We start from the raw sequence: 20,307 nt of genomic DNA, 5'->3' as shown, positions 1-20,307 counted from the left end.
AATGGCAAAGAAGCGAAGAACCGTTACCCGTAAGGGCATCGGAACCACTCATACGTATCACGGCCCCGGGCGCAGGAAGCGTCCCGGAGTCGTGATTCGGCTTTTACGAAAGGTTCCTTCTTGGGGCTGGTGGCTCGGTGCTGGTATGGTGGTTGCGGGCTATGTATGGTTCTTCTATTATTTCTTCGTCGGACCCTTCGGCTTCCGCTGGCGTGCCTTGTATGGTGACGTGAGCTATCCCGAAGGTTATGAGATCCACGGTATTGACATATCCCACCATCAGGGACGCATCGACTGGGAAGAGCTCAAGGACAATGGCTCCATCAACGATTGCCCCATCCGCTTTGTGATGATCAAAGCCACTGAGGGCGCTACCCAGACAGATGAGAACTTCCGTGACAATTTCTATCAAGCCCGTGAGAACGGCTTTACACGTGGGGCCTACCACTTCTACAGCGTCCACACGCCTGCAGAACAGCAGGCCTGGCATTTCATCAAGACCGTGAAGCTTGAGAATGGTGACCTGCCTCCTGTGCTCGATGTGGAGCATAAACCCAAGAACCAGACTGACGAACAGTTCAAACTGTCCGTACTCGAATGGCTTAGCATCGTGGAGAACCATTATCGTATAAAGCCCATCATCTACACCTATTTTAAATTTAAGACGCGCTATCTCAACGATACCATCTTCAACCAGTATCCCTATTGGATAGCCCATTACTACGTTGACTCCCTTGAGTACCAGGGGCCTTGGAAGTTCTGGCAGCACACCGATGTGGGACGTCTGCCAGGTATCAAGGGCAGTGTAGACTTTAATATTTACAACGGCTCCTACTACGACCTCCGGCAGATGACCATAGGCTCGCAGGAGACCATTGGAGAGAAAGCCTATAGTGAATAGAAAAAAGCGCTTCAGTTCGAGGCGCTTTTCTCTTCCGATACGATATAGACGGGTCTATGCTTACTCTCGTGGAAGATGCGGCCCAGGTATTCTCCGATGACACCCAGCGAAAGCAGTTGTGCGCCACCAAGAAAGAGCATGACCACCATGATGGTAGGATAACCGCGTACTATCTCTCCGAAGAATACCGTGTTGAACAGGATATACACCATATAGCAGAACGCACATAGTGAGCAGATCAGTCCCAGAATGGTGGCAATACGCAGGGGCGAGGTGGTATACGACGTGATGCCCTCTATCGATAACCTCAGCAATCGCCAGAAGTTAAACGACGACTGCCCCTCAAGTCTGTCACCCTGTTCAAAGAGAATCTCCTTCTTGCGGAATCCGATCCAACAGTACATGCCCTTCGTGTAACGCTGCGTCTCCCTGAGCTCCTTGAGGGCATCGATGCATTTTCGGTCCAGCAGTCGGAAATCGCCTACGTTCTGCAGGATGTCTATGTCCGACATTCTCTGCAGCAGACCGTAGTAGACCATCGTCAGCTGTTTCCTTAGCCAAGGCTCCTGACCACGATCGGTGCGACGGGCATAGACGTCCTCATAGCCTGCTTCCCATTCCTTCAGCATGGCGGGGATGGCTGAGGGCGGATGCTGAAGGTCGGCATCCATGATCACTACGCAGTCGCCATGGGCATGGTCGAAGCCTGCCAGCATGGCTGCCTCCTTTCCGAAATTGCGCGACAGGGATACGTAGCCAAAACGCTGGTCGCCCAGGTTCATCTCCTTAATCTTCTCCAGCGTATGGTCCTTGCTGCCGTCGTTTACCAGCAATATCTCCCAGAGATAGCCGTCCTGCTTTTGCATCAGTTCCTTGAGGGCCGCCTCCAGTCGTGGCAGAGAGGCCTCTTCGTTATAGCACGGGATGAGTATCGTTACAGTCTTCATAATCACGCTTACAGAGTTCGTATGTCAGTTTAAGCCAGATAATAGTCACTGGCAGGGCCTTGAGCGAGTAGGGCTTGATGACCTCGCGCCAGAGTGGCTTATAGAAAAGGTCTGATGACGACATCGAGGTGAGGATAAACGCCAGCACCATCAGCGCCACGTCCCACTTGCTGCGTTTCCACGGGGCTGCCGTATACCAGATGGCCACACCTGTCATTGCGATGATATAGCCGTAGTTCTCCGAACTGGTGGCGAAGAGGATGATGAACATCAGTACCGAGGCCAGGATGGTCTGTCGGAAGGCCATATGCTGGTATTGCTTGAATCTCAGGTAGGGCAGTGCAAAGAGCACCATTCCTGGAATCATCAGCCACAAATCGCTGTAGGTGGCACACTGCGATACTTTCCTCACGATGCCCAGAAGCGACACGTTTTGCCCTGCAGCAAACTGGTTCAGCTCGTTCTTGTGCACCAGCACGTCGTACCACGCCAGATACTGCTGAGAGATGTAGTCCACGCCAAACACTAGCATTGGCAGCACCAGCAGTATCGCTGTCCATGCAGCGGTCCAGCCTATCAGCTTCAGCTTGTGGCGTGAGAAGGGGAGGAAGGCCAGGCCCACGATGCCAAACAGCTTTGTCGTCGTACCCAAGGCTATCAGTAGGGCCGCCCATCGGTCCTCTTCCTTGTCGATCAGATAGAACGAGAAGATGAGGATGGCCAGTATCAGGCTGTTGCTCTCAGAGTCGAGCGTACAGAGATAGGCCTCTGCCGCCACAAACCACAAGATGAATACCTGTTGGTATCTCGTGAAGCATGTCTTCCGGATGCTCCAGAAAGGCACTACCGTAATGATCAGCATCCACAACAGTCGCCCCATCTGGTAGGGCAACACGGCAAGAGGCGCCATCAATACCGTGAACAGTGGCCCGTAGAGGAAATAATTGCCGTCCTCGGGATAGATGATATAGAGCGGCATCTGCTGCCATGCGTGCCAGAAAGAATGGTAGAAGATGGAGTAGTCCAGATCAAACGCATCACGCAGCCATCTGCTGAGCCAGGGTATCAGCGCCATGATCAGCCATCCAGCGAAAATCACACGGAAATCAGAGAGCCATTCTTTTAGTTTCTTCATCATAATGTTTGTAATTCCTTTAATTCTTCTGCAAATATACGACTATTTTCTGATATAATATATAAACCTCGCAACATTTTTATAAATTCAATGCAACAAATTTAATTTTTGTAAACTTTTGGGGCAAAATCTTAAAATCTTTTAAATCTCAAGAAGGTGTCCCGACTTTTGGTACAACCCTCGTTCTATTTTTGTAGCCGATAACTCGAATGTCGAACTAAAAACTTACAATGATGGCAGAATTATTTTTATTGGTTATGATGGTTGTCTCGCTTGGCGAGATGCTGAGAGGTTATGTGAACGTGTCGAATAATAAGAGGTAAAGGGTAATTTTCTGCCAAATATTTGGCTGCTTCTTGATTATTCATTATCTTTGCAACAGCGAAAGTGTGTTATAATTGAAACAGGATTATGAAACCAGCTCAGATATTCCATCAGTACATCTGGATCATCAATACGCTCAAGGCTTACCGTAAGCTCACCCTCGAGGAAATCAGCCGGAAATGGCAGGAGGATGAAGTGGCTGACGGAAATCCGTTGAGTCGATCGTCATTCAATCGTCATCGTGATGCAATCCTCAGCATGTTTGGTGTCGTCATTGAGTGCGAGCCAAGGTCGTATAAGTACTACATCTGCAATCCGGAGGTGGTAAACGACGACAGCATCGAACGGTGGCTCTTCTCAACACTTACCGTTCATGGGGTATTGGCTGACAGTGCTGCGGTGAAGGAGCGCTTTGTGCTGGAGAATGTGCCAGCAGGGTTGGAATATCTGGAAACGATTATTACGGCCATTAAGACCGATCGTCGTATTCGCTTGGGTTACAGGAAGTTCGGTAAAGAGGGCTATGTGAAAACCGTTTGTCCTTATGCCTTGAAGCTATTTCACCAACGTTGGTATCTGCTGGCCCGAAACGATGAGGATCAGATGCGCATCTACGCCTTTGACCGTATGACGATGGCCGAGATGACCAGTGAGACTTTCGAGATGCCTGATGGCTTCTCGCCACAAACCTATTTCTCAGAATACTTCGGTGTGCTGGCGGATGAGACTCCCATGGCCCATGTCGTGGTCAGAGCCCATAAATGGATGCCCAACTATCTGCGTACCCTGCCACTGCATCATTCGCAGCGCGAACTGGCCTCAACGGAACACTATACTGACTTTTCCTATGATATCCGTCCTACGTCAGACTTTATTGGCGAGCTCTTGCGGCATGCTGATGGCATCGAGGTTCTCGAGCCATTGGAACTCAGACAGAAAGTGGAGCATCTCTTAAACGAGATGCTGAAGAGATATCACTGATACCTCCCCAGCATCCTACTTGTCTACATACCCATGCACGAGGTGGCTCCCAGTGCTGTGAGTACGGCCGTGATAAAGCCCTTCAGACTCAGAGGCTCCTTGGTGTCGGCCTCGGGATAGTACTGGCCGTAACCGGCGTTGTACTGGTTCTTGTTCTTCCGGAGATTCACCGGAAATGCAATTACTTCACTTGCCATAATTTTTTAGTGTTTAGTGTTTAGTGATTAGTGATTAGTGTTCTCTCTGCAACCTTCCGAACTTCCCGCCTGCGCACTGCGATCGTCTCTTCTGAATCACACTGCGAAGGTACGAAATATTTTGCGACTATGCAAGCAAAAATATCTTCTGAAAATACTTATACGAACTTATATGAACTTTCCCCTACATCCAGCCACGCTCTGCCTGGCTCAAGTTCAAGACCCTGTTGCTCGAAGATCCTGATCTATCGGGCTTCGCTAAGCAGCGCCGACGAACGTTTCTTCCGAGTGAAGTCAACATTATTTACCAACATCTGGGGCATCCATAGAGTGCCCCGTTTTCGTGGTTTAGAACGTGTTTTGAGAGCCCTAAAGCACGCTCGAACTTTATGACGAGTAAACCTTTGGTTTGTGACGGGCAAACTCCGACTTTATGACGGGCAAAATTCAGGTTTATAGGTGGTAACTTTGGAGTAAGCATGGAGGCTGTAAATAATGTAAGGAAAATTTGTGTTTTAAGGTTGGCAAAGTTTCAAAGTTTCAAGTTTCAAAACGCTATTTCAATAATCGCCAAAACCTCTCTAAGAATATTATAATTTATATTATATATTTATATATAATATAAATTATAATATTTAATAATACTACTTAATACAACTTTCATTTTCGTGCATCTCCAATCTCCGATTCATACCCAAATCCCGAAAAAACCATTTTTCAAAGTCCATTTGAAACTTGAAACTTGGAACTTGGGCGTGGACTGTGTTTTCCCATGGGATAAGCTGATGAGTGACCATATTGGGATGGAAGTTGTTATTTAATAGTAAAAATGGCAGCAAAGTTTTGGAACTTTTCCATAGGTTATTAAAGAAAGTTAAATTATAGAGGGTGTCCTGCGATTTGGGACATGTTAATACTATATTTGCAACCAAATTACTAAAATAAGGTGTAATCATAATTGTAATTGCCGATTAGTGAAAGATTCTATTTAATATAAAAGAGGTTTATGAAAGTGAATTGTAAGGCATTAGGTGGCTTGTTTGAGTTCAAGTACTATACGGGTGGTGATGTGAATGATCTGACTGATGAGGAGTTGGATATTCTGAGGGAAGAGGTAAATCGCTTGCAAGAAGAAATAGAAGCAAGGAGTCCGAAAAAAAAGGATGATAGTAAGCACCAGATATCCAAAGATATATTGAGTGATGATGAAATCCCTTACGAGGTAAGGATGAAGTATATCATCGATGCCTATAGGAAAGATAAGGTGAAGTGGGGTAAGCTGGCCGAATATGCAAAGCATCTAGAAGCAGAGGTTATAAGGTTAAAAGAGATTCTTATAGAAAACGGTTATACTGATAATTCGGTTATTGGCGATTACGAGCCAAGTAAAGAACGTGAAGTAATACGAGAATTACGCGCCCAAGTAAACCAATTGAAGAATGAGAACATAGAACTGAAAAAGAAGACAAATAGCGTTGATGTTACAGCTCTTGAGAGCATGATAAGCACATTTCCTCTTAAAATATATAAAGGACTAAGTTTTAAGAGCATCATTGATAGTCAAAAGGATTATATTAATGAATTGCAAGAAATCCTCGATAAGAACGATATACCCTATGCCCCACAAGAGCCCGTTAATAGCTTAGAGAGGGATGGTGTTGATGAAATCATGGTGGATGCTGGCAAGTATCTTAAGATGCACAAAGAAACAATAGAAAAAATAATTGAGAAATGGGAATCTATGTAGGATGCATACTTTGCATGCAGATAAAAAGATAACGAGTCAAAAACTCCCAAATCCAGCATTGCCTTCTATGCCATTATGGGAATATTGCAATAAGATGTCAAGAAGAAGATTATGGCGAAAGAAGAAATAATTTATATTGAACCCTTTGTAGGTGTGGTGGGGCTATGCTTTTCTATATGTTACATCAATACCATACGGAGCGTATAAAAGAACCTGCCTATTTGGAAAAGACGGCATAAACTATATAATCATAAGAAACTACCAAAATCAACAACTATGGCTAAAAGGAGTATAATAACGGTAAAGGATGTGAGTATCAGAACAATGACCGTCAACGGTATTGACTACATCTGCATTACAGATATCGCTAAACAGAAAAACGAAATTGACCCTGCTGGTGTCATTGCCAATTGGATGCGTAATCGTAACACCATTTAGTATCTCGGTTTGTGGGAAACTCTATATAATCCGAATTTTAACCCCCTCGAATTCGAGGGGTTTAGAAATCAGGCAGGTCTGATTACTTCTATCGAGATTGCGGAGCTGACTGGTAAGATGCACAAACATGTGATGGAGGCCATCCGAAAAATGGAGCCCGCCTGGGAATCTGAACGAGGGACGAATTTTCGGCTCTCGCAAATCCGAGAGAAAATCTCGAACAATGGCTACAATCGTCTGCCAGAGGTGTTTACTAAAGAAGATGTCATCAGCGTTTATACAGACGTGAGAGTTTAGCGGCGGCGGAACTCGGAGCAGGTGATGGCGGTGGCGATGGCTACGTTGAGGCTGTCGGCCGTCTCACCATCGTGGAAATCGGGGATAAGCAGGCGACGGTTAACGCGCTGACGCACGGCTTCGGAGATGCCATTGCCCTCGTTGCCCATGACGATGAGCCCCTCTTTTGTAAGCTGCTGGGTGTAGATGTTCTCACCATCGAGCAGGGTGCCGTAGACGGGAAAGTCGGTGGGCAGCGAGTCGAGAAAGGAAGGAAGATTAGTATATATAATGTTCACGCGCGCAATGCTGCCCATCGTGGCTTGTACCACTTTGGGGTTCCAAGCATCGACAGTATCTTCGGAACAGATGATGTCGGAGATGCCAAACCAGTCGGCGATGCGGATGATGGTGCCCAGGTTGCCAGGATCTTGGACACCATCGAGGGCGATGGAGAGGGAGCCCAATTTAGAGGGAACCATATTGGGGATAGGGAAGAGGGCGAGGACTTGCTGGGGGTGCTGCTGGAAGCTGAGGCGACGGAGTTCATCGTCAGTAACTGATGTTATTGAAGATTGAAGATTGAAAATTGAAAAGTGAGAGTTCTCGGCTATCCAGGCAGGGGTGGCGAAGATGGCATGTGGCTGGTAACGCTTCAGGAGGTCGCCTACGACTTTAGTGCCCTCGGCCACAAAGAGCCCCTCTCGGTTGCGGAACTTCTTCTGTTCGAGTTGGCGAACGTATTTAATTTGGTTCTTACTAATCATTATTTTGTATTTTGTGTGCAAAAATACAAAAAATTGATTACCTTTGCAAGCAAAATGGAGAAAAAAGAAGAAGTAAGAAGGAAGAATAAAGTTGTATATGGAGTTAGAAGGAGTTCTTCTATCTCCTTTTTCCTCATCCTAACTGCTTTCATCTTCTTTTCCAGTTGTTCTGCGACGCGCGACCTGTCTGACAATGAGCTGATGCTCGACAAAGTGAAGGTGGTTGCCGACGGGAAATACAAGGATATCAATACGTATCAGTTGAAGAATTATGTGCGCCAGAAGGGCAATGCGCGTTGGTTCTCGTCGATGAAGATACCTCTGGGCGTGTATGCGATGGCGGGCAAGGACAGCTCGTGGATCAATCGTACGCTGAGACAGATGGGTGAGGCGCCAGTGGTGTATGACACCCTCTTGGCGCGCCAGACCTGTGAGGACCTGCAGATGGCCCTGCAGAACAAGGGGTATCTCGATGCGGAGGTGGAGTTGCATGTAGACAAGAAGAAGCATAAGAAGATTGACGCCATTTACCTATTAAGACCTGGGCAGCCCTATACGGTGAATACCTATACGACGGACATCCGCGACTCCGTGATTGCGGAGCTGCTGAAAGACCGGAAGACGCTGTTGCACGAGGGGATGCAGTTTAATGCTGAGACGATGGCCTCGGAGCGCTCCCAGATCTCGTCGTATCTTCAGGATCGCGGCTATTTCCGGTTCCATAAGGAGTATGTGACCTATCATGCGCAGAAGGACGCAGCGCATCACCATGTGGCGCTGACACAGGTGCTCCATCCGTATCAGGTGGGGGATGAAGTGCTGCGCGATACGCTGCACAGCCAGTATGGCATTCGGAAGGTGAGCTACGGCAGTGGCTTGGCTGACGACTCAGTGATCCATCTGCGCCAGCGGGTGCTCGAAGAGAATACTTTCCTGAAGGCGGGTGGACTCTATTCTGCCAGCGACCTTCAGAATACCTACAACCACTTCGGTAGGCTTGGGGCTGTGAGGTACACGAACATCAGTTTCGAACAGGTTCCTGATACGACGTTGCTCGACGCCATGATTCAGGTTCAGACGAACAAGCCCTCGACTATCAGTTTCCAGCCAGAGGGCACGAATACGGCTGGTGATTTTGGTGCTGCAGCCTCGTTGACGTATCAGAACCGTAATCTGTTCCGAGGGTCTGAGACCTTCAGTGTTCAGCTGCGTGGCGCCTATGAGGCCATTAAGGGGCTGGAGGGCTATAGCAATCAGGACTATATCGAATATAGCTTAGAGAGCCGACTCTCGTTCCCGAGGTTTATCTTCCCCTTCCTGAGTCGCGACGTGAGGCGGAGGATTACGGCCACGAGTGAACTGACGCTACTCTACGACTCGCAAGACCGTCCGGAGTTCCATCGCCGCGTTCTTTCTGCAGGATGGCACTACCAGTGGAGACCCCAGAACCGTCACCACAGTTACAACTTCGACCTGATAGACCTGAACTACGTGTTCATGCCTTGGATCAGTGAAACGTTCCGTAAAGAGTATCTGGACAATACAACGAACTCGAATGCCATCCTGCGCTATAACTATCAGAACCTGTTTATCATGCGCATGGGGTTCGGCTATAGTTTCAATACGGGTAAGATGGCGCTGAAGACGCACTTGGAAACGGCCGGAAACCTTTTGGATGTCTGTGCCCGATCGTTTGGCGGACAGAGGAATGCCCTGGGACAATACAAGGTGTTTGACATTGCCTATGCACAATATGTGAAGGCCGACTTCGAATTTACCAGACAGCTGGCGGGTGGCAAGAACGACCAGTTGGTGTTTCATTTCGGTTTGGGTGTGGCCTATCCTTACGGCAACAGCGATGTGCTGCCATTTGAGAAGCGTTACTTCTCGGGTGGTGCCAACAGTGTGAGAGGCTGGAGCGTGAGAAGTCTGGGTCCAGGAAGCTATAAGGACAAGGATGGTAAGATTAACTTCATCACCCAGACGGGCGACATGAAGCTCGACCTGAACTTGGAGTACAGGATGAAGCTCTTCTGGAAATTCAGCGGAGCACTCTTTGCCGATGCGGGTAATATCTGGACCCTGAGGGACTATAAGGACCAGCCTGGCGGACAATTGACACTGGATAGTCTGATAAACGACTTGGCTGTGAGCTACGGACTGGGATTGCGACTGAACTTCGACTATTTCATCCTGCGTTTTGATCTCGGTATGAAGGCCATCAACCCTGCCTTTGAGACGGAGAACGAAGCTCACTATCCGTTGATTCATCCCGACTTTGGTCGTGATCTGGCTTTTCACTTCGCTGTAGGTCTTCCGTTCTAATACAAAATTAATCCAAATTTTTTTGGTTTTTTACTCACTTATTCGTACCTTTGCACGAAAATTTAATTGAAATGTTGAAATTTATATCGTTTGGAAGCGGAAGCAGTGGAAACTGCTACTACCTCGGTACCGCCACAGACGCTCTGATGATAGATATTGGCATTGGCTTGCGCACCCTTAAAAAACACTGTAGGGACTATGGCATTAGCCTTAGTGATGTGAAGCATGTGCTGATTACGCACGACCATGCCGACCATATCAAGTCGGTGGGGTCGTTTAGTCATGACTACACGCTGCCCGTCTATGCCACACCGAAGGTTCATGCGGGTATCGACCATAACTATTGCATTACGCGGAAGGTGGCCGATGATATGAAGATGATGCTGACGGTGGGTGAGGAAGTGCAGATAGGCGAGTTTCTGGTGCGCCCTTTTATGGTGCCGCACGACGCTTCGGAGAATGTGGGCTATGAGATCCATGTGGAAGGTGTGAACTTTGTGATCATCACCGATGTGGGCTGCATCACCGACGACATCAAGGAGGCCATCTCGCACGCCGACTATTTGGTGATTGAGGCGAATCACGATGTGGAGATGCTGGCTAACGGACCTTATCCTGCCTATCTGAAACAGCGTATTCAGAGTGAGAGCGGTCACCTGTCGAATGATTCTTGTGGCCGGGCATTGGCAGAGAATATGACGGAAAGGTTGAAGCACGTGTGGCTCTGCCATCTGAGTGAAGAGAACAACCATCCGGAGTTGGCCCGTAAGACGGTGGAGTCGATTCTTCGCAGCTATGGCATCATTCCCGGCAAGGATATGGAGTTGGAGGTGCTGAGAAGGACGATGCCGACGGGCATGTACGAATTAAGTATTTAGAGAAATGAAAGAGGTGATTGTAAAGGATGCGGATTTGCAGCAGGCAGCCCTGGAGGGTATGGATGCCTTTATCGGTGTGTTTCTGAAGGCCATCCACGAGGCCATCGGTGGTGAACTGAAGGCAGAGAACATGGGAGAGTTGAACAGCGACCAAATAACGCTGCTCTCGTGGGAGATACTGCATGAGGAACTGATGGATGGTGGATTCGTTCAGTTGATACACAACGGCTATGGTCCGTTTATCTTCAAGAACCCCTTTGCCAAAGCCTTGCGTCAGTGGGAGATGCGCGGACCGTCGAAGATGATCTACGATGCCCACACACTCTGGCTGAAATACCGCGAGGAGATCGAGAAGGACTGCTCGGACGAGGAGTTTATGGCATTATTTGAGCGTTATCCTGAGTTTGAAGACCTCGACGACCTCTTTATAGAGAACGAGGAGGAGTGGACGGAGGATATCGCGCACTATATTGATGACCATCTGGAGCGCTTTGCGAAGATTATTGAAAATTGAAGGTCGCGATTAAGTGAGAACAGAGCTAAGCTTGCTTAAGCTATGTCGAACGTGAGCGAGCTCGATGTGAAACATCAAAATTGAAAATTGAAAATTGAATAAGACAGAGGAACAGCTCAGGAAAAAGAGCCCGATACAAATCAAGAACAAGAAGGCCTCATTTGAGTACTTCTTTATTGAGACCTACACGGCAGGTATTGTGCTGACGGGTACGGAGATCAAATCTATCCGTTTGGGTAAAGCCAGTCTGGTGGATACCTATTGTACCGTCATCAATGGAGAGCTGTGGGTGAAAGGCATGAGCGTGAGTCCCTATTTCTACGGGACATACAACAACCACGAGATGAAGCGCGACCGCAAGCTGCTGTTGACGAAAAAGGAGATACGCGCCTTGGAGAGTGCCACGAAACAGACGGGTTACACCATTGTGCCCACACTTGTGTTTATCGATAACAAAGGCCGCGCAAAGATGGATATCGCCCTGTGCAAGGGTAAGAAGGAGTATGACAAGCGTCAGACCCTGAAAGAGAAGGAGGACCGCAGGGAAATGGACAGGGTGATGAAACATTATTGAAGATTGAAAATTGAAGATTGAAGATTGAAAATTGAAGATTGAAAATTGAAGGGACTTAACGAGATAATCAGGGAACGGATACTCATCCTCGATGGAGCGATGGGTACGAAGATACAGACTTACGGTCTTACGGAAGAAGACTTCCGGGGAGACCGTTTTGCGCATTTTACGGGTCAGATGAAGGGTAACAACGACGTGCTCTCGCTGACGCGTCCCGATGTGATTGCCGATATCCACCGCCTGTATCTGGAGGCAGGGGCAGATATCATTGCCACCAACACTTTCAGTAGTCAGCGCATCTCGCAGGCCGACTATCATCTGGAGGCTGAGGCATATGAGATGGCCTTTGAGGGGGCCGGGATTGCGCGACAGGTGGCGGATCAGTTCTCTACGGAAGAGAAACCGCGATTCGTGGCTGGTTCGATGGGACCCACCAACAAGACTTGTTCGATGTCGCCCGATGTGAGTGATCCTGCGAAACGTGACCTGACGTATGACGAGCTTCTGGCAGCCTACGAGGAACAGGCTGATGCCTTGATAGCGGGTGGGGTGGACGCCCTGTTGATTGAAACCATTTTCGACACGCTGAACGCAAAGGTGGCTATCGATGCCGCTACTCGTGTGATGACAAGAAGAGGGGTGGAGCTGCCGATTATGATCTCCGTGACGGTGAGCGATCTGGCAGGTCGTACGCTGAGTGGTCAGACGCTCGACGCTTTTCTTGCCAGCATCAGTACTTATAAGATCTTCTCCGTAGGACTGAACTGCTCGTTTGGTGCCACGCAGATGAAACCTTTCCTTCGTGAACTCGCTAAGCGCGCACCTTATTATATTAGTGCCTATCCTAATGCTGGATTGCCCAATTCGATGGGTCTCTATGATGAGACGGCAGAGACGATGGCGCCGAAGATGGGCGAACTCGTAGATGAGGGATTGGTAAACATTATCGGTGGCTGCTGTGGTACGGATGAGACATTCATTGCTGCCTATGTGCCGTTGGTAGAAGACAAGAAGCCGCATGTGCCAGTGGAAAAGCCCCGTTATATGTGGCTCTCTGGTCTGGAGCTGTTGGAGGTAACGCCCGAGGTGCAGTTCGTGAACGTGGGTGAGCGCTGTAACGTGGCTGGCTCGCGCAAGTTCCTGCGACTGATAAAGGAAAAAAGTTACGATGAGGCCATCGGCATTGCCCGTAAGCAGGTGAGTGATGGTGCCCTCGTGATTGATATCAATATGGATGACGGCCTGCTTGATGCCAAGGCCGAGATGGTGAACTTCCTGAATATGATTGCTGCAGAGCCCGATATCGCTAAGGTACCTGTGATGATCGACTCCTCTGACTGGGAGGTGATTCGTGCGGGCTTGAAGTGTGTGCAGGGAAAAAGCATCGTGAACTCGATCTCGTTGAAAGAGGGTGAGGAGAAGTTCCTGGAACATGCTCGCGACGTAAAGCGCTATGGAGCTGCTGTGGTGGTGATGTGTTTCGATGAAGAGGGCCAGGCCACGAGCTACGAGCGTCGTATAGCGATTGCCGAGAGGGCCTATCGTCTGCTGACGGAGAAAGTGGGGATGAATCCCTTGGATATTATCTTCGACCCCAACGTGTTGGCTGTGGCTACGGGGATGGAAGAGCATGATGCCTATGCCGCTGATTTTATCCGTGCGGCAGGATGGATTCACGAAAACCTGCCTGGTGCTCATATCAGTGGTGGTGTGAGTAACCTGAGTTTTTCGTTCCGTGGCAACAACTATATCCGTGAGGCCATGCATGCCGTGTTCCTCTATCACGCCATTCAGAAAGGAATGGACTTTGGTATTGTGAATCCTGCAACGAAGGTGACTTATGCCGATATCCCCCAAGATCAACTTGATGTGATTGAGGATGTGATCCTTAACCGTAAGAAGGGTGCAGCAGAGGCATTGATAGAACTCGCCAACAGATTGATGGAGGCGGGGGAAGCTGGGGGGAAGGCTCCTGATGCGGTAAAGACCACTGTAGCCTGTCCCCCGGATCTGCCTTTGGAAGAACGATTGGAGAAAGCTCTTGTGAAAGGCATCGCCGATCATCTGGAAGCCGATTTGAAGGAGGCCTTGGAGGTATATCCTCATGCGGTAGACATCATTGAAGGTCCGCTGATGGCGGGTATGAACACTGTGGGGCAGTTGTTTGGCGAAGGCAAGATGTTCCTGCCTCAGGTGGTAAAGACTGCCCGTACGATGAAACAGGCCGTAGAGATTCTACAACCATATATCGAGGCAGAGAAAACAGCTGGTGGCAAGAGTGCAGGAAAGGTGCTGTTGGCCACGGTGAAAGGCGATGTACACGACATCGGCAAGAATATTGTAGGTGTGGTGATGGCCTGTAACAATTATGAGATTATCGACATGGGTGTGATGGTGCCTGCCGAGCAGATTGTACGTAAGGCAAAGGAGGAAGAGGTGGACATCATTGGTCTGAGTGGACTGATAACACCGAGTCTGGAGGAGATGGTGAATGTGGCTAAGGAACTCCAGCGGGCAGGGATGAATATCCCCATCATGATTGGTGGTGCTACGACGAGTGAACTCCATGTGGCACTGAAGATAGCACCAGTATATTCTGCTCCCGTGGTGTGGTTGAAGGATGCCTCTCAGAATGCTCTCGTTGCTGCCCGTCTGATGAACGATGAGCAGAAGGTGGAGCATGAGTTGGCTGAGAAATATCAGCATTTGCGTGAGGAATACCATCAGGAGCAGGAAAAGCTATCTTCACTCGAAGAAGCGAGAAAAAACAAGTTGGAGCTTTTTTAATTGAAGATTGAAGATTGAAAATTGAAGATTGAAGATTGAAAATTGAAGATTGAAAATTAAAATGATGATGATAAAGAAGATTATAATGTTGGTTATGGCAGTGCTGCTGGCTCTGCCAGCAGTGTGCCAGAAGCGTGAGATGCGTGGCGCATGGATACAATGTGTGAACGGACAGTTCCAGGGTCTGGGTACAGTGAAGATGCAGCAGACACTGAGTTATCAGCTCGATGAGTTGCAGAAAGATGGTGTGAATGTGATTATCTTCCAAGTACGTCCAGAGTGCGACGCCCTTTACGAGAGTAAGTTGGAGCCGTGGAGCCGTTTCCTTACAGGTGTCCAGGGGAAGGCTCCGTCGCCCTATTGGGATCCCCTGCAGTGGATGATTGACGAATGCCATAAGCGTGGGATGGAACTGCATGCCTGGATCAATCCTTATCGTGCCAGGACGAAGACCACAAAAACTTTGGCCTCCAGTCATATCGCCAAGCGTGCACCACAGACCTGTTTTGAGTATGACGATCTGTTGATTCTGAATCCTGGTATCCCAGAAAACCGCGACTATATCTGTGAGGTGGCTAAAGACATCGTGACTCGTTACGATGTGGATGGTATTCACATGGACGACTATTTCTATCCTTATCCTGCTGCAGGGCAGACAATTCCCGACGCCCAACAGTTCCGTCAGAATTCAAATGGTATCAAGGATATCAAGGACTGGCGCCGCTATAATGTAAACCTGTTTGTGGAGCAGTTCTATAAGACCATCCACGAGGCTAAGCCCTGGGTAAAGGTGGGAATCTCTCCCTTCGGTATCTATCGTAACAAGCGCAGTTCTGAGATTGGCAGTAATACCAATGGTACGCAGAATTATGACGACCTCTATGCCGACATCCTGTTGTGGGTGAACAATGGCTGGTTGGACTACTGCGTGCCTCAGATTTATTGGGAGATAGGTAATAAGGCTGCTGATTACGAGACACTGATCAAGTGGTGGAACCAGTATGCTGGTGCCCGTCCACTGGTGATTGGTGAGGATGTGGAGCGTACGGTGAAGTTTGCTGATGCCAAAGCCCCCAATCAGCACCAGCAGGCTGCGAAGATGGCACTCCATCGTCAGCTGCCCTATGTGAAGGGTACGGTGTTGTGGTATGCCAAGGCTGCTGTGGATAATGTGGGTAACTATGGTACGAATCTCCGAAAGAACTATTGGCGTTATCCTGCGCTGCAGCCTTCAATGGAGTTTATAAGTGATAAAGCACCAAAGAAGGTACGTAAGGTGAAGCCTGTGTGGACGAGTGATGGTTATGTGCTTTTCTGGACGGCTCCAAAGAGTAAGGACTGGCGCGACCAGGCTACGAAATATGTGGTGTATCGCTTCGCACAGGGCGAGAAGCAGGATTTGAATGATCCTACGAAGATCTGTGCAATCACCGAGCAGACGTTCTTCAAACTGCCTTATGAGAATGGCAAGGAGAAGACGGTCTATGTAGTAACGGCCCTGAACCGTTTGCAGAACGAGAGTAAACCTGTTGCAAAGAAAATAAAATTGTAAGCGTTATGATGAGGAGGAATCAAGGATTACTGTTGGGAGCGTGGCTCATAGCTATTGCTTCTCTATTCTCTGCCTGTGGTAATAGGAATAGTATGTCGCCCGAGGAGTTGCAACATAAGCTCGACAGTGTGAAGGCAATTGAGATCCGCGAGAAGCTCGAGGCTCAGGGTATCAATCTTCAGAGTTCCGACAATCCTGTGAAGCAGTTCTTCGACAGTTTGGAAATCCAACCATTGCCCGTCAGTTATACGGAGGACTATGTGCGTTACCTTCCAGACTTCAAGCCTGTACCAGATGAAATCGTGAAGTACCTGAGTTTCGAAGGGCATCACCCAAAGGCTGTGGCTCTGCCTGAAAGCTTGGGGGCGAGAATGATCCTGTTGGCTGCTGATGAGACCAATGAGAAGGACCGTTATTCCATCTATATTTATTCGCTCGACGATGAGTATCTGCCTGTGGATAAGCTGTGCCTGTATGCCTTGGAGGATGAGAATGATGAATTCAGTATTGAGACAGAGGAACTGGTTCAGTATTTCTCCATTACCAGCGACTACGAAATCCACCTGATAGATTTCTCTAAGCAGGCCAATAAGACACGTACGGAAGAGGTCTATTATCTTGACCCCGCCCGTAAGTTCGTCTTACAGAAGAGTGAGATTGTTGAATAATCAGTTTAGTCTTTCAGCAAACCTTCGAGGAAACTGTTCAGGTCGTCGTCGAGACCTTCCATGAGGTCGGGATCGATGATGACGGTTTCGTCGTCCACGAGATAAAGCTCTGCCACCGACTCCTTGTCGTCGTCCTCTAATACGAGCGAGAAGGGCTTGAGGATTGACATGTTCTCTATGGTGTTCTTCATCTTCTCGATGCACTTGCGGAAGACGGAAGGAATCTGCTCGTAGAAGTTCTCGTCAGTATTGTTTATCCATTCTTCCACGACACAGCGATCCAGTTCCACGTCATTATCATCGTAGGCCCTGATTTCACCCGTTTCCTGCGATACGCGGAAATGGATGTCGGTCATGGTGTTAGCCTCCTGTTCAGGAGGGAACTTGGCGGCTATCTTCCGGATGGCGCGCTCAATCTGCTGAAGGGTCTGTTCGCTGGTTTTCATTATTCCTATATTTATTTCCGCCACAAAAGTACTAAAAAACCTTCGTAACTGCAAACGATTACGATTATTTTTTCAAAAAAAAATTAATTATTGCTACAGAATTCTCATTTTCTTCGTACCTTTGCAGAGTGCATACTAAAATAAGTCATTCAGGAATCGTTGAATCGATAAGTGAGGGGTGTGTTAAAGTGCGTATCCTGCAGACATCGGCTTGTGCGGCCTGTAAGGTGGCCAGTCACTGCAACGCCTCTGATAAGAAGGTGAAGATTGTGGACGTGTTCTGCGACGATGCTGCCACTTATCAGGCAGGTCAGGAGGTGGTGGTATCAGCCTCAAAGGAAGTAGCAGCCCATGCGTTACTCTTAGGTTTTGGAATACCTTTCCTTCTTTTGATCCTCTCCTTGATTTTGACTTTGAAACTGACTGGTAATGAGGGCATTGCTGCGCTCGTGGCTCTGGCTTCACTCGTGCCGTACTACTTCATCCTCTGGCTGTGTAAAGACCGCATCCGTCAACAGCTGGCGTTTTCTTTGGAAAGAAACTAATTACAAATTAAAACAGATACGTTATGAATTTCATCTTGATTGCAGTAATTGTCTTGGGTGCTATTGGCTTGATAGCAGCCGTGGTGCTGTTTGCCGCCTCCAAGAAGTTTGCTGTCTATGAGGATCCCCGTATTGCACAGGTGGGCGAGGTGTTGCCAGGTGCCAACTGCGGTGGATGTGGATTCCCTGGTTGTAGCGGTATGGCAGATGCCCTCGTGAAGGGTGCCGATGCTGGAAGCCTCGACGGACTCTTTTGTCCTGTTGGTGGTGCTGAGACCATGGGAAAGGTGGCAGACTTGTTAGGCATGGCCATTGCCAACTCTGAGCCGATGGTGGCCGTAGTGAGATGTAATGGTACATGTGAGAATCGTCCGAAGATTGCAGAGTATGCAGGTCTTCGTACCTGTGCTGCGATGCACGCATGTGGCGCTGGAGAGACAGCTTGCGGTTTTGGGTGCCTGGGTTGTGGTGACTGTGTGGAGGCTTGTCAGTTTGATGCCATCCACGTTAATCCTGAAACGGGCATTGCCGAGGTCGACGAGGAGAAGTGTACTTCTTGCGGTGCCTGTGTGAAGGCTTGTCCACGTAACATCATTGAACTACGCAAGAAAGGTCCGAAGGGTAGGAGAGTGTATGTATCATGTGTCAACAAGGATAAAGGTCCTGTGGCCATGAAGGCTTGTACTGTCAGCTGTATCGGTTGTGGCAAGTGTGAGAAGGAATGTAACTTCGGTGCTATTACCGTTGAGAACAATCTTGCCTACATCGACTTCCAGAAGTGCCGTCTGTGTCGGAAGTGTGTTACCGCATGTCCCAAAAAGGCTATCCTCGATGTCAACTTCCCAACGCCTGCACCTGCTCCGAAACCCAAAGAGGCTCCAAATACTGATAGCAGTACATCCATCAAATAAGAAAGGAGATGACGAATATGAATATAAGGACATTTAGAATAGGTGGAATTCACCCAGAGGAGAATAAGTTGACCCACGAGGTAGCAACTGTTGTGGCCGAGTTGCCCAAGCAGGCTATCTTCCCGCTGAGTCAGCATATCGGTGCGCCTGCCAAGCCTGTTGTGAAGAAAGGTGACAAGGTGAAGGTGGGTACGATGATTGCTGAGGCAGGAGGTTTCGTTTCTGCCCCCATTTTCTCATCAGTCAGTGGTACGGTGTTCAAGGTTGACAGTGCCATCGACGCAACAGGTTATCGCAAGCCTGCCATTATCATTAACGTGGAGGACGATATTTGGGAAGAGACCATTGACCGTTCCGATAAGCTGGAGTTGGTGAAAGATCATCCGGAGCTGACGCCTGAAGAGATTGTCAACCGTATCAAGGACGCAGGTGTCGTAGGTATGGGTGGTGCCTGTTTCCCCACCTTTATCAAGCTGACGCCTCCTCCAACAGCCAAGGCCGAGTGTGTGATTATCAACGCCGTAGAGTGTGAACCCTATATCACAGCCGATTTCCGTCTGATGATGGAACATGCCGACGAGATCCTCGTGGGTTTGGAGTTGTTGATGATGGGTGCGAAGGTGACGACTGGTTATATCGGTATTGAGACCAATAAGATGCCTGCTATCGAACTGCTCACGCAGAAATGTGCCGAGAAGTTTAATGGCACTCAGTATCAGGTAGAGGTGGTGCCCCTGAAGCAGCGCTATCCGCAGGGTGGTGAGAAACAGTTGGTCGATGCAGTGATCCGTCGTCAGGTGCCTGCTCCTCCTGCCATCCCTGTCAATGTGGGTGCTATTGTGCAGAATGTGGGTACGGCCTTTGCTGTGTATGAGGCCGTGATGAAGCACAAGCCGTTGTTTGAGCGTTATACCACGGTGACGGGTAAGCGTCTGGCCAATCCAGGCAACTTCCTCGTTCGTATGGGAACCCCGATGCAGAATCTGATTGATGCCTGTGGTGGAATGCCCGAGGGCGATCATAAGCTGTTGGCAGGTGGGCCGATGATGGGTAAGGCGCTTACTTCTACTGAGGTGCCTATCTGTAAGGGTACTAACTCGGTGACGATTATCTCTGAGGACGAGGCCCGCCGCAAGGAACCCCAACCCTGCATCCGTTGTGCGAAGTGTGTGGGTGTCTGTCCGATGGGTCTGGAGCCTTACCTGCTCGCAAAACTCTCGGAAGTCAAGAACTGGGAGCGTGCGGAACGCGAGGATATCGTGAGCTGTATCGAGTGTGGTTCGTGCCAGTTCACCTGTCCTGCACACCGTCCTTTGCTCGACAACATCCGTCAGGGCAAATCCACTGTGATGGGTATTATCCGCAGCAGGGCTGCAAAAAAGTAATGTTCAATG

At 48.8% G+C, this 20,307-nt stretch carries 20 protein-coding genes; 15 read left to right on the top strand and 5 right to left on the bottom strand.

Annotation, left to right across the window (positions count from 1 at the left end; translation table 11 throughout):
• Position 1: 1 nt before the first annotated feature.
• The gene (locus tag BMY16_RS13895) at positions 2–901 is read left to right on the top strand and encodes a glycoside hydrolase family 25 protein (RefSeq protein WP_091843647.1); all 900 of its coding nucleotides are present in this window, start codon (positions 2–4) and stop codon (positions 899–901) included.
• Positions 902–912: 11 nt separating this feature from the next.
• Here the strand turns inward: BMY16_RS13895 and BMY16_RS13890 are convergent, their stop codons facing one another.
• Entirely contained in the window at positions 913–1,848 is a 936-nt protein-coding gene (locus BMY16_RS13890; RefSeq protein WP_091843644.1) for a glycosyltransferase family 2 protein, read from the bottom strand.
• Positions 1,814–2,986 (bottom strand): glycosyltransferase family 87 protein, encoded by a 1,173-nt coding sequence (locus BMY16_RS13885; protein WP_091843641.1) that lies wholly within the window; start codon positions 2,984–2,986, stop codon positions 1,814–1,816. Before BMY16_RS13885 ends, BMY16_RS13890 begins: the two co-directional genes overlap by 35 nt.
• Positions 2,987–3,394: 408 nt before the next feature.
• Between BMY16_RS13885 and BMY16_RS13880 the strand changes: the two genes are divergently transcribed.
• The gene (locus tag BMY16_RS13880; protein ID WP_091843638.1) at positions 3,395–4,288 is read left to right on the top strand and encodes a helix-turn-helix transcriptional regulator; all 894 of its coding nucleotides are present in this window, start codon (positions 3,395–3,397) and stop codon (positions 4,286–4,288) included.
• Positions 4,289–4,311: 23 nt separating this feature from the next.
• Here the strand turns inward: BMY16_RS13880 and BMY16_RS15600 are convergent, their stop codons facing one another.
• Positions 4,312–4,485 (bottom strand): hypothetical protein, encoded by a 174-nt coding sequence (locus tag BMY16_RS15600; RefSeq protein WP_170836122.1) that lies wholly within the window; start codon positions 4,483–4,485, stop codon positions 4,312–4,314.
• Between the two features lie 1,006 nt (positions 4,486–5,491).
• On the opposite strand from BMY16_RS15600, the gene BMY16_RS13875 reads away from it, so the two are divergent.
• The 3 genes from BMY16_RS13875 to BMY16_RS15945 all read left to right on the top strand — a co-directional run bounded on the left by BMY16_RS13875 (position 5,492) and on the right by BMY16_RS15945 (position 6,967).
• Positions 5,492–6,232 (top strand): hypothetical protein, encoded by a 741-nt coding sequence (locus tag BMY16_RS13875; protein WP_091843636.1) that lies wholly within the window; start codon positions 5,492–5,494, stop codon positions 6,230–6,232.
• Positions 6,233–6,541: 309 nt separating this feature from the next.
• Entirely contained in the window at positions 6,542–6,670 is a 129-nt protein-coding gene (locus tag BMY16_RS15950; protein WP_262987334.1) for a hypothetical protein, read from the top strand.
• A gap of 9 nt (positions 6,671–6,679) precedes the next feature.
• Positions 6,680–6,967 (top strand): Rha family transcriptional regulator, encoded by a 288-nt coding sequence (locus BMY16_RS15945; RefSeq protein ID WP_262987333.1) that lies wholly within the window; start codon positions 6,680–6,682, stop codon positions 6,965–6,967.
• Here the strand turns inward: BMY16_RS15945 and BMY16_RS13860 are convergent.
• Complete coding sequence (locus BMY16_RS13860) at positions 6,964–7,713, bottom strand: TrmH family RNA methyltransferase (protein ID WP_091843635.1); 750 nt, start codon at positions 7,711–7,713, stop codon at positions 6,964–6,966. The two genes, BMY16_RS15945 and BMY16_RS13860, sit on opposite strands and share 4 nt — an antisense overlap.
• 54 nt (positions 7,714–7,767) lie before the next feature.
• Between BMY16_RS13860 and BMY16_RS13855 the strand changes: the two genes are divergently transcribed.
• The 7 genes from BMY16_RS13855 (at position 7,768) to BMY16_RS13825 (ending at position 17,011) form a co-directional block, all read left to right on the top strand.
• Positions 7,768–10,038 (top strand): translocation and assembly module lipoprotein TamL, encoded by a 2,271-nt coding sequence (locus BMY16_RS13855; RefSeq protein WP_091843632.1) that lies wholly within the window; start codon positions 7,768–7,770, stop codon positions 10,036–10,038.
• Between the two features lie 71 nt (positions 10,039–10,109).
• Positions 10,110–10,916 carry an MBL fold metallo-hydrolase gene (locus tag BMY16_RS13850; protein WP_091843628.1) on the top strand — a complete coding sequence of 269 codons (807 nt, stop codon included), beginning with the start codon at positions 10,110–10,112 and terminating at the stop codon, positions 10,914–10,916.
• A gap of 4 nt (positions 10,917–10,920) precedes the next feature.
• On the top strand, positions 10,921–11,430 hold the full coding sequence (locus BMY16_RS13845) for a DMP19 family protein (RefSeq protein ID WP_091843626.1): 510 nt from the start codon (positions 10,921–10,923) through the stop codon (positions 11,428–11,430).
• Positions 11,431–11,524: 94 nt separating this feature from the next.
• Positions 11,525–12,004: an SsrA-binding protein SmpB gene (smpB, locus tag BMY16_RS13840; RefSeq protein WP_091843623.1), complete on the top strand. Its 480-nt coding sequence runs from the start codon at positions 11,525–11,527 to the stop codon at positions 12,002–12,004.
• A 99-nt stretch (positions 12,005–12,103) separates the two neighbouring features.
• Positions 12,104–14,791 carry a methionine synthase gene (gene metH, locus BMY16_RS13835; RefSeq protein WP_411267784.1) on the top strand — a complete coding sequence of 896 codons (2,688 nt, stop codon included), beginning with the start codon at positions 12,104–12,106 and terminating at the stop codon, positions 14,789–14,791.
• Positions 14,792–14,858: 67 nt separating this feature from the next.
• Positions 14,859–16,343, top strand: a complete 1,485-nt coding sequence (locus tag BMY16_RS13830; RefSeq protein WP_244513074.1) for a glycoside hydrolase family 10-like protein — start codon at positions 14,859–14,861, stop codon at positions 16,341–16,343.
• 5 nt (positions 16,344–16,348) lie between these two features.
• The gene (locus BMY16_RS13825) at positions 16,349–17,011 is read left to right on the top strand and encodes a hypothetical protein (protein ID WP_139207240.1); all 663 of its coding nucleotides are present in this window, start codon (positions 16,349–16,351) and stop codon (positions 17,009–17,011) included.
• A gap of 5 nt (positions 17,012–17,016) precedes the next feature.
• Here the strand turns inward: BMY16_RS13825 and BMY16_RS13820 are convergent, their stop codons facing one another.
• Positions 17,017–17,457, bottom strand: coding sequence for a hypothetical protein (locus tag BMY16_RS13820; protein WP_091843614.1), 441 nt, complete (start codon positions 17,455–17,457; stop codon positions 17,017–17,019).
• A gap of 128 nt (positions 17,458–17,585) precedes the next feature.
• On the opposite strand from BMY16_RS13820, the gene BMY16_RS13815 reads away from it, so the two are divergent.
• Genes BMY16_RS13815 through rsxC form a run of 3 tightly spaced genes read left to right on the top strand, consistent with a single transcriptional unit; the run spans position 17,586 to position 20,298 of the window.
• A complete protein-coding gene (locus BMY16_RS13815) occupies positions 17,586–18,002 on the top strand; it encodes a SoxR reducing system RseC family protein (RefSeq protein WP_091843612.1) in 417 nt (138 codons plus the stop codon).
• Positions 18,003–18,025: 23 nt separating this feature from the next.
• A complete protein-coding gene (locus BMY16_RS13810; protein WP_091843609.1) occupies positions 18,026–18,913 on the top strand; it encodes a Fe-S cluster domain-containing protein in 888 nt (295 codons plus the stop codon).
• Positions 18,914–18,930: 17 nt separating this feature from the next.
• Positions 18,931–20,298, top strand: coding sequence for an electron transport complex subunit RsxC (gene rsxC, locus BMY16_RS13805; RefSeq protein ID WP_091843772.1), 1,368 nt, complete (start codon positions 18,931–18,933; stop codon positions 20,296–20,298).
• Positions 20,299–20,307 lie beyond the last annotated feature (9 nt).

The sequence above is a fragment of the Prevotella sp. ne3005 genome, assembly GCF_900110085.1.
Lineage (GTDB): Bacteria > Bacteroidota > Bacteroidia > Bacteroidales > Bacteroidaceae > Prevotella.
The sequence above is the reverse complement of the archived record's forward strand: the minus strand, read 5'-3'. Positions and strand labels throughout refer to the sequence as shown.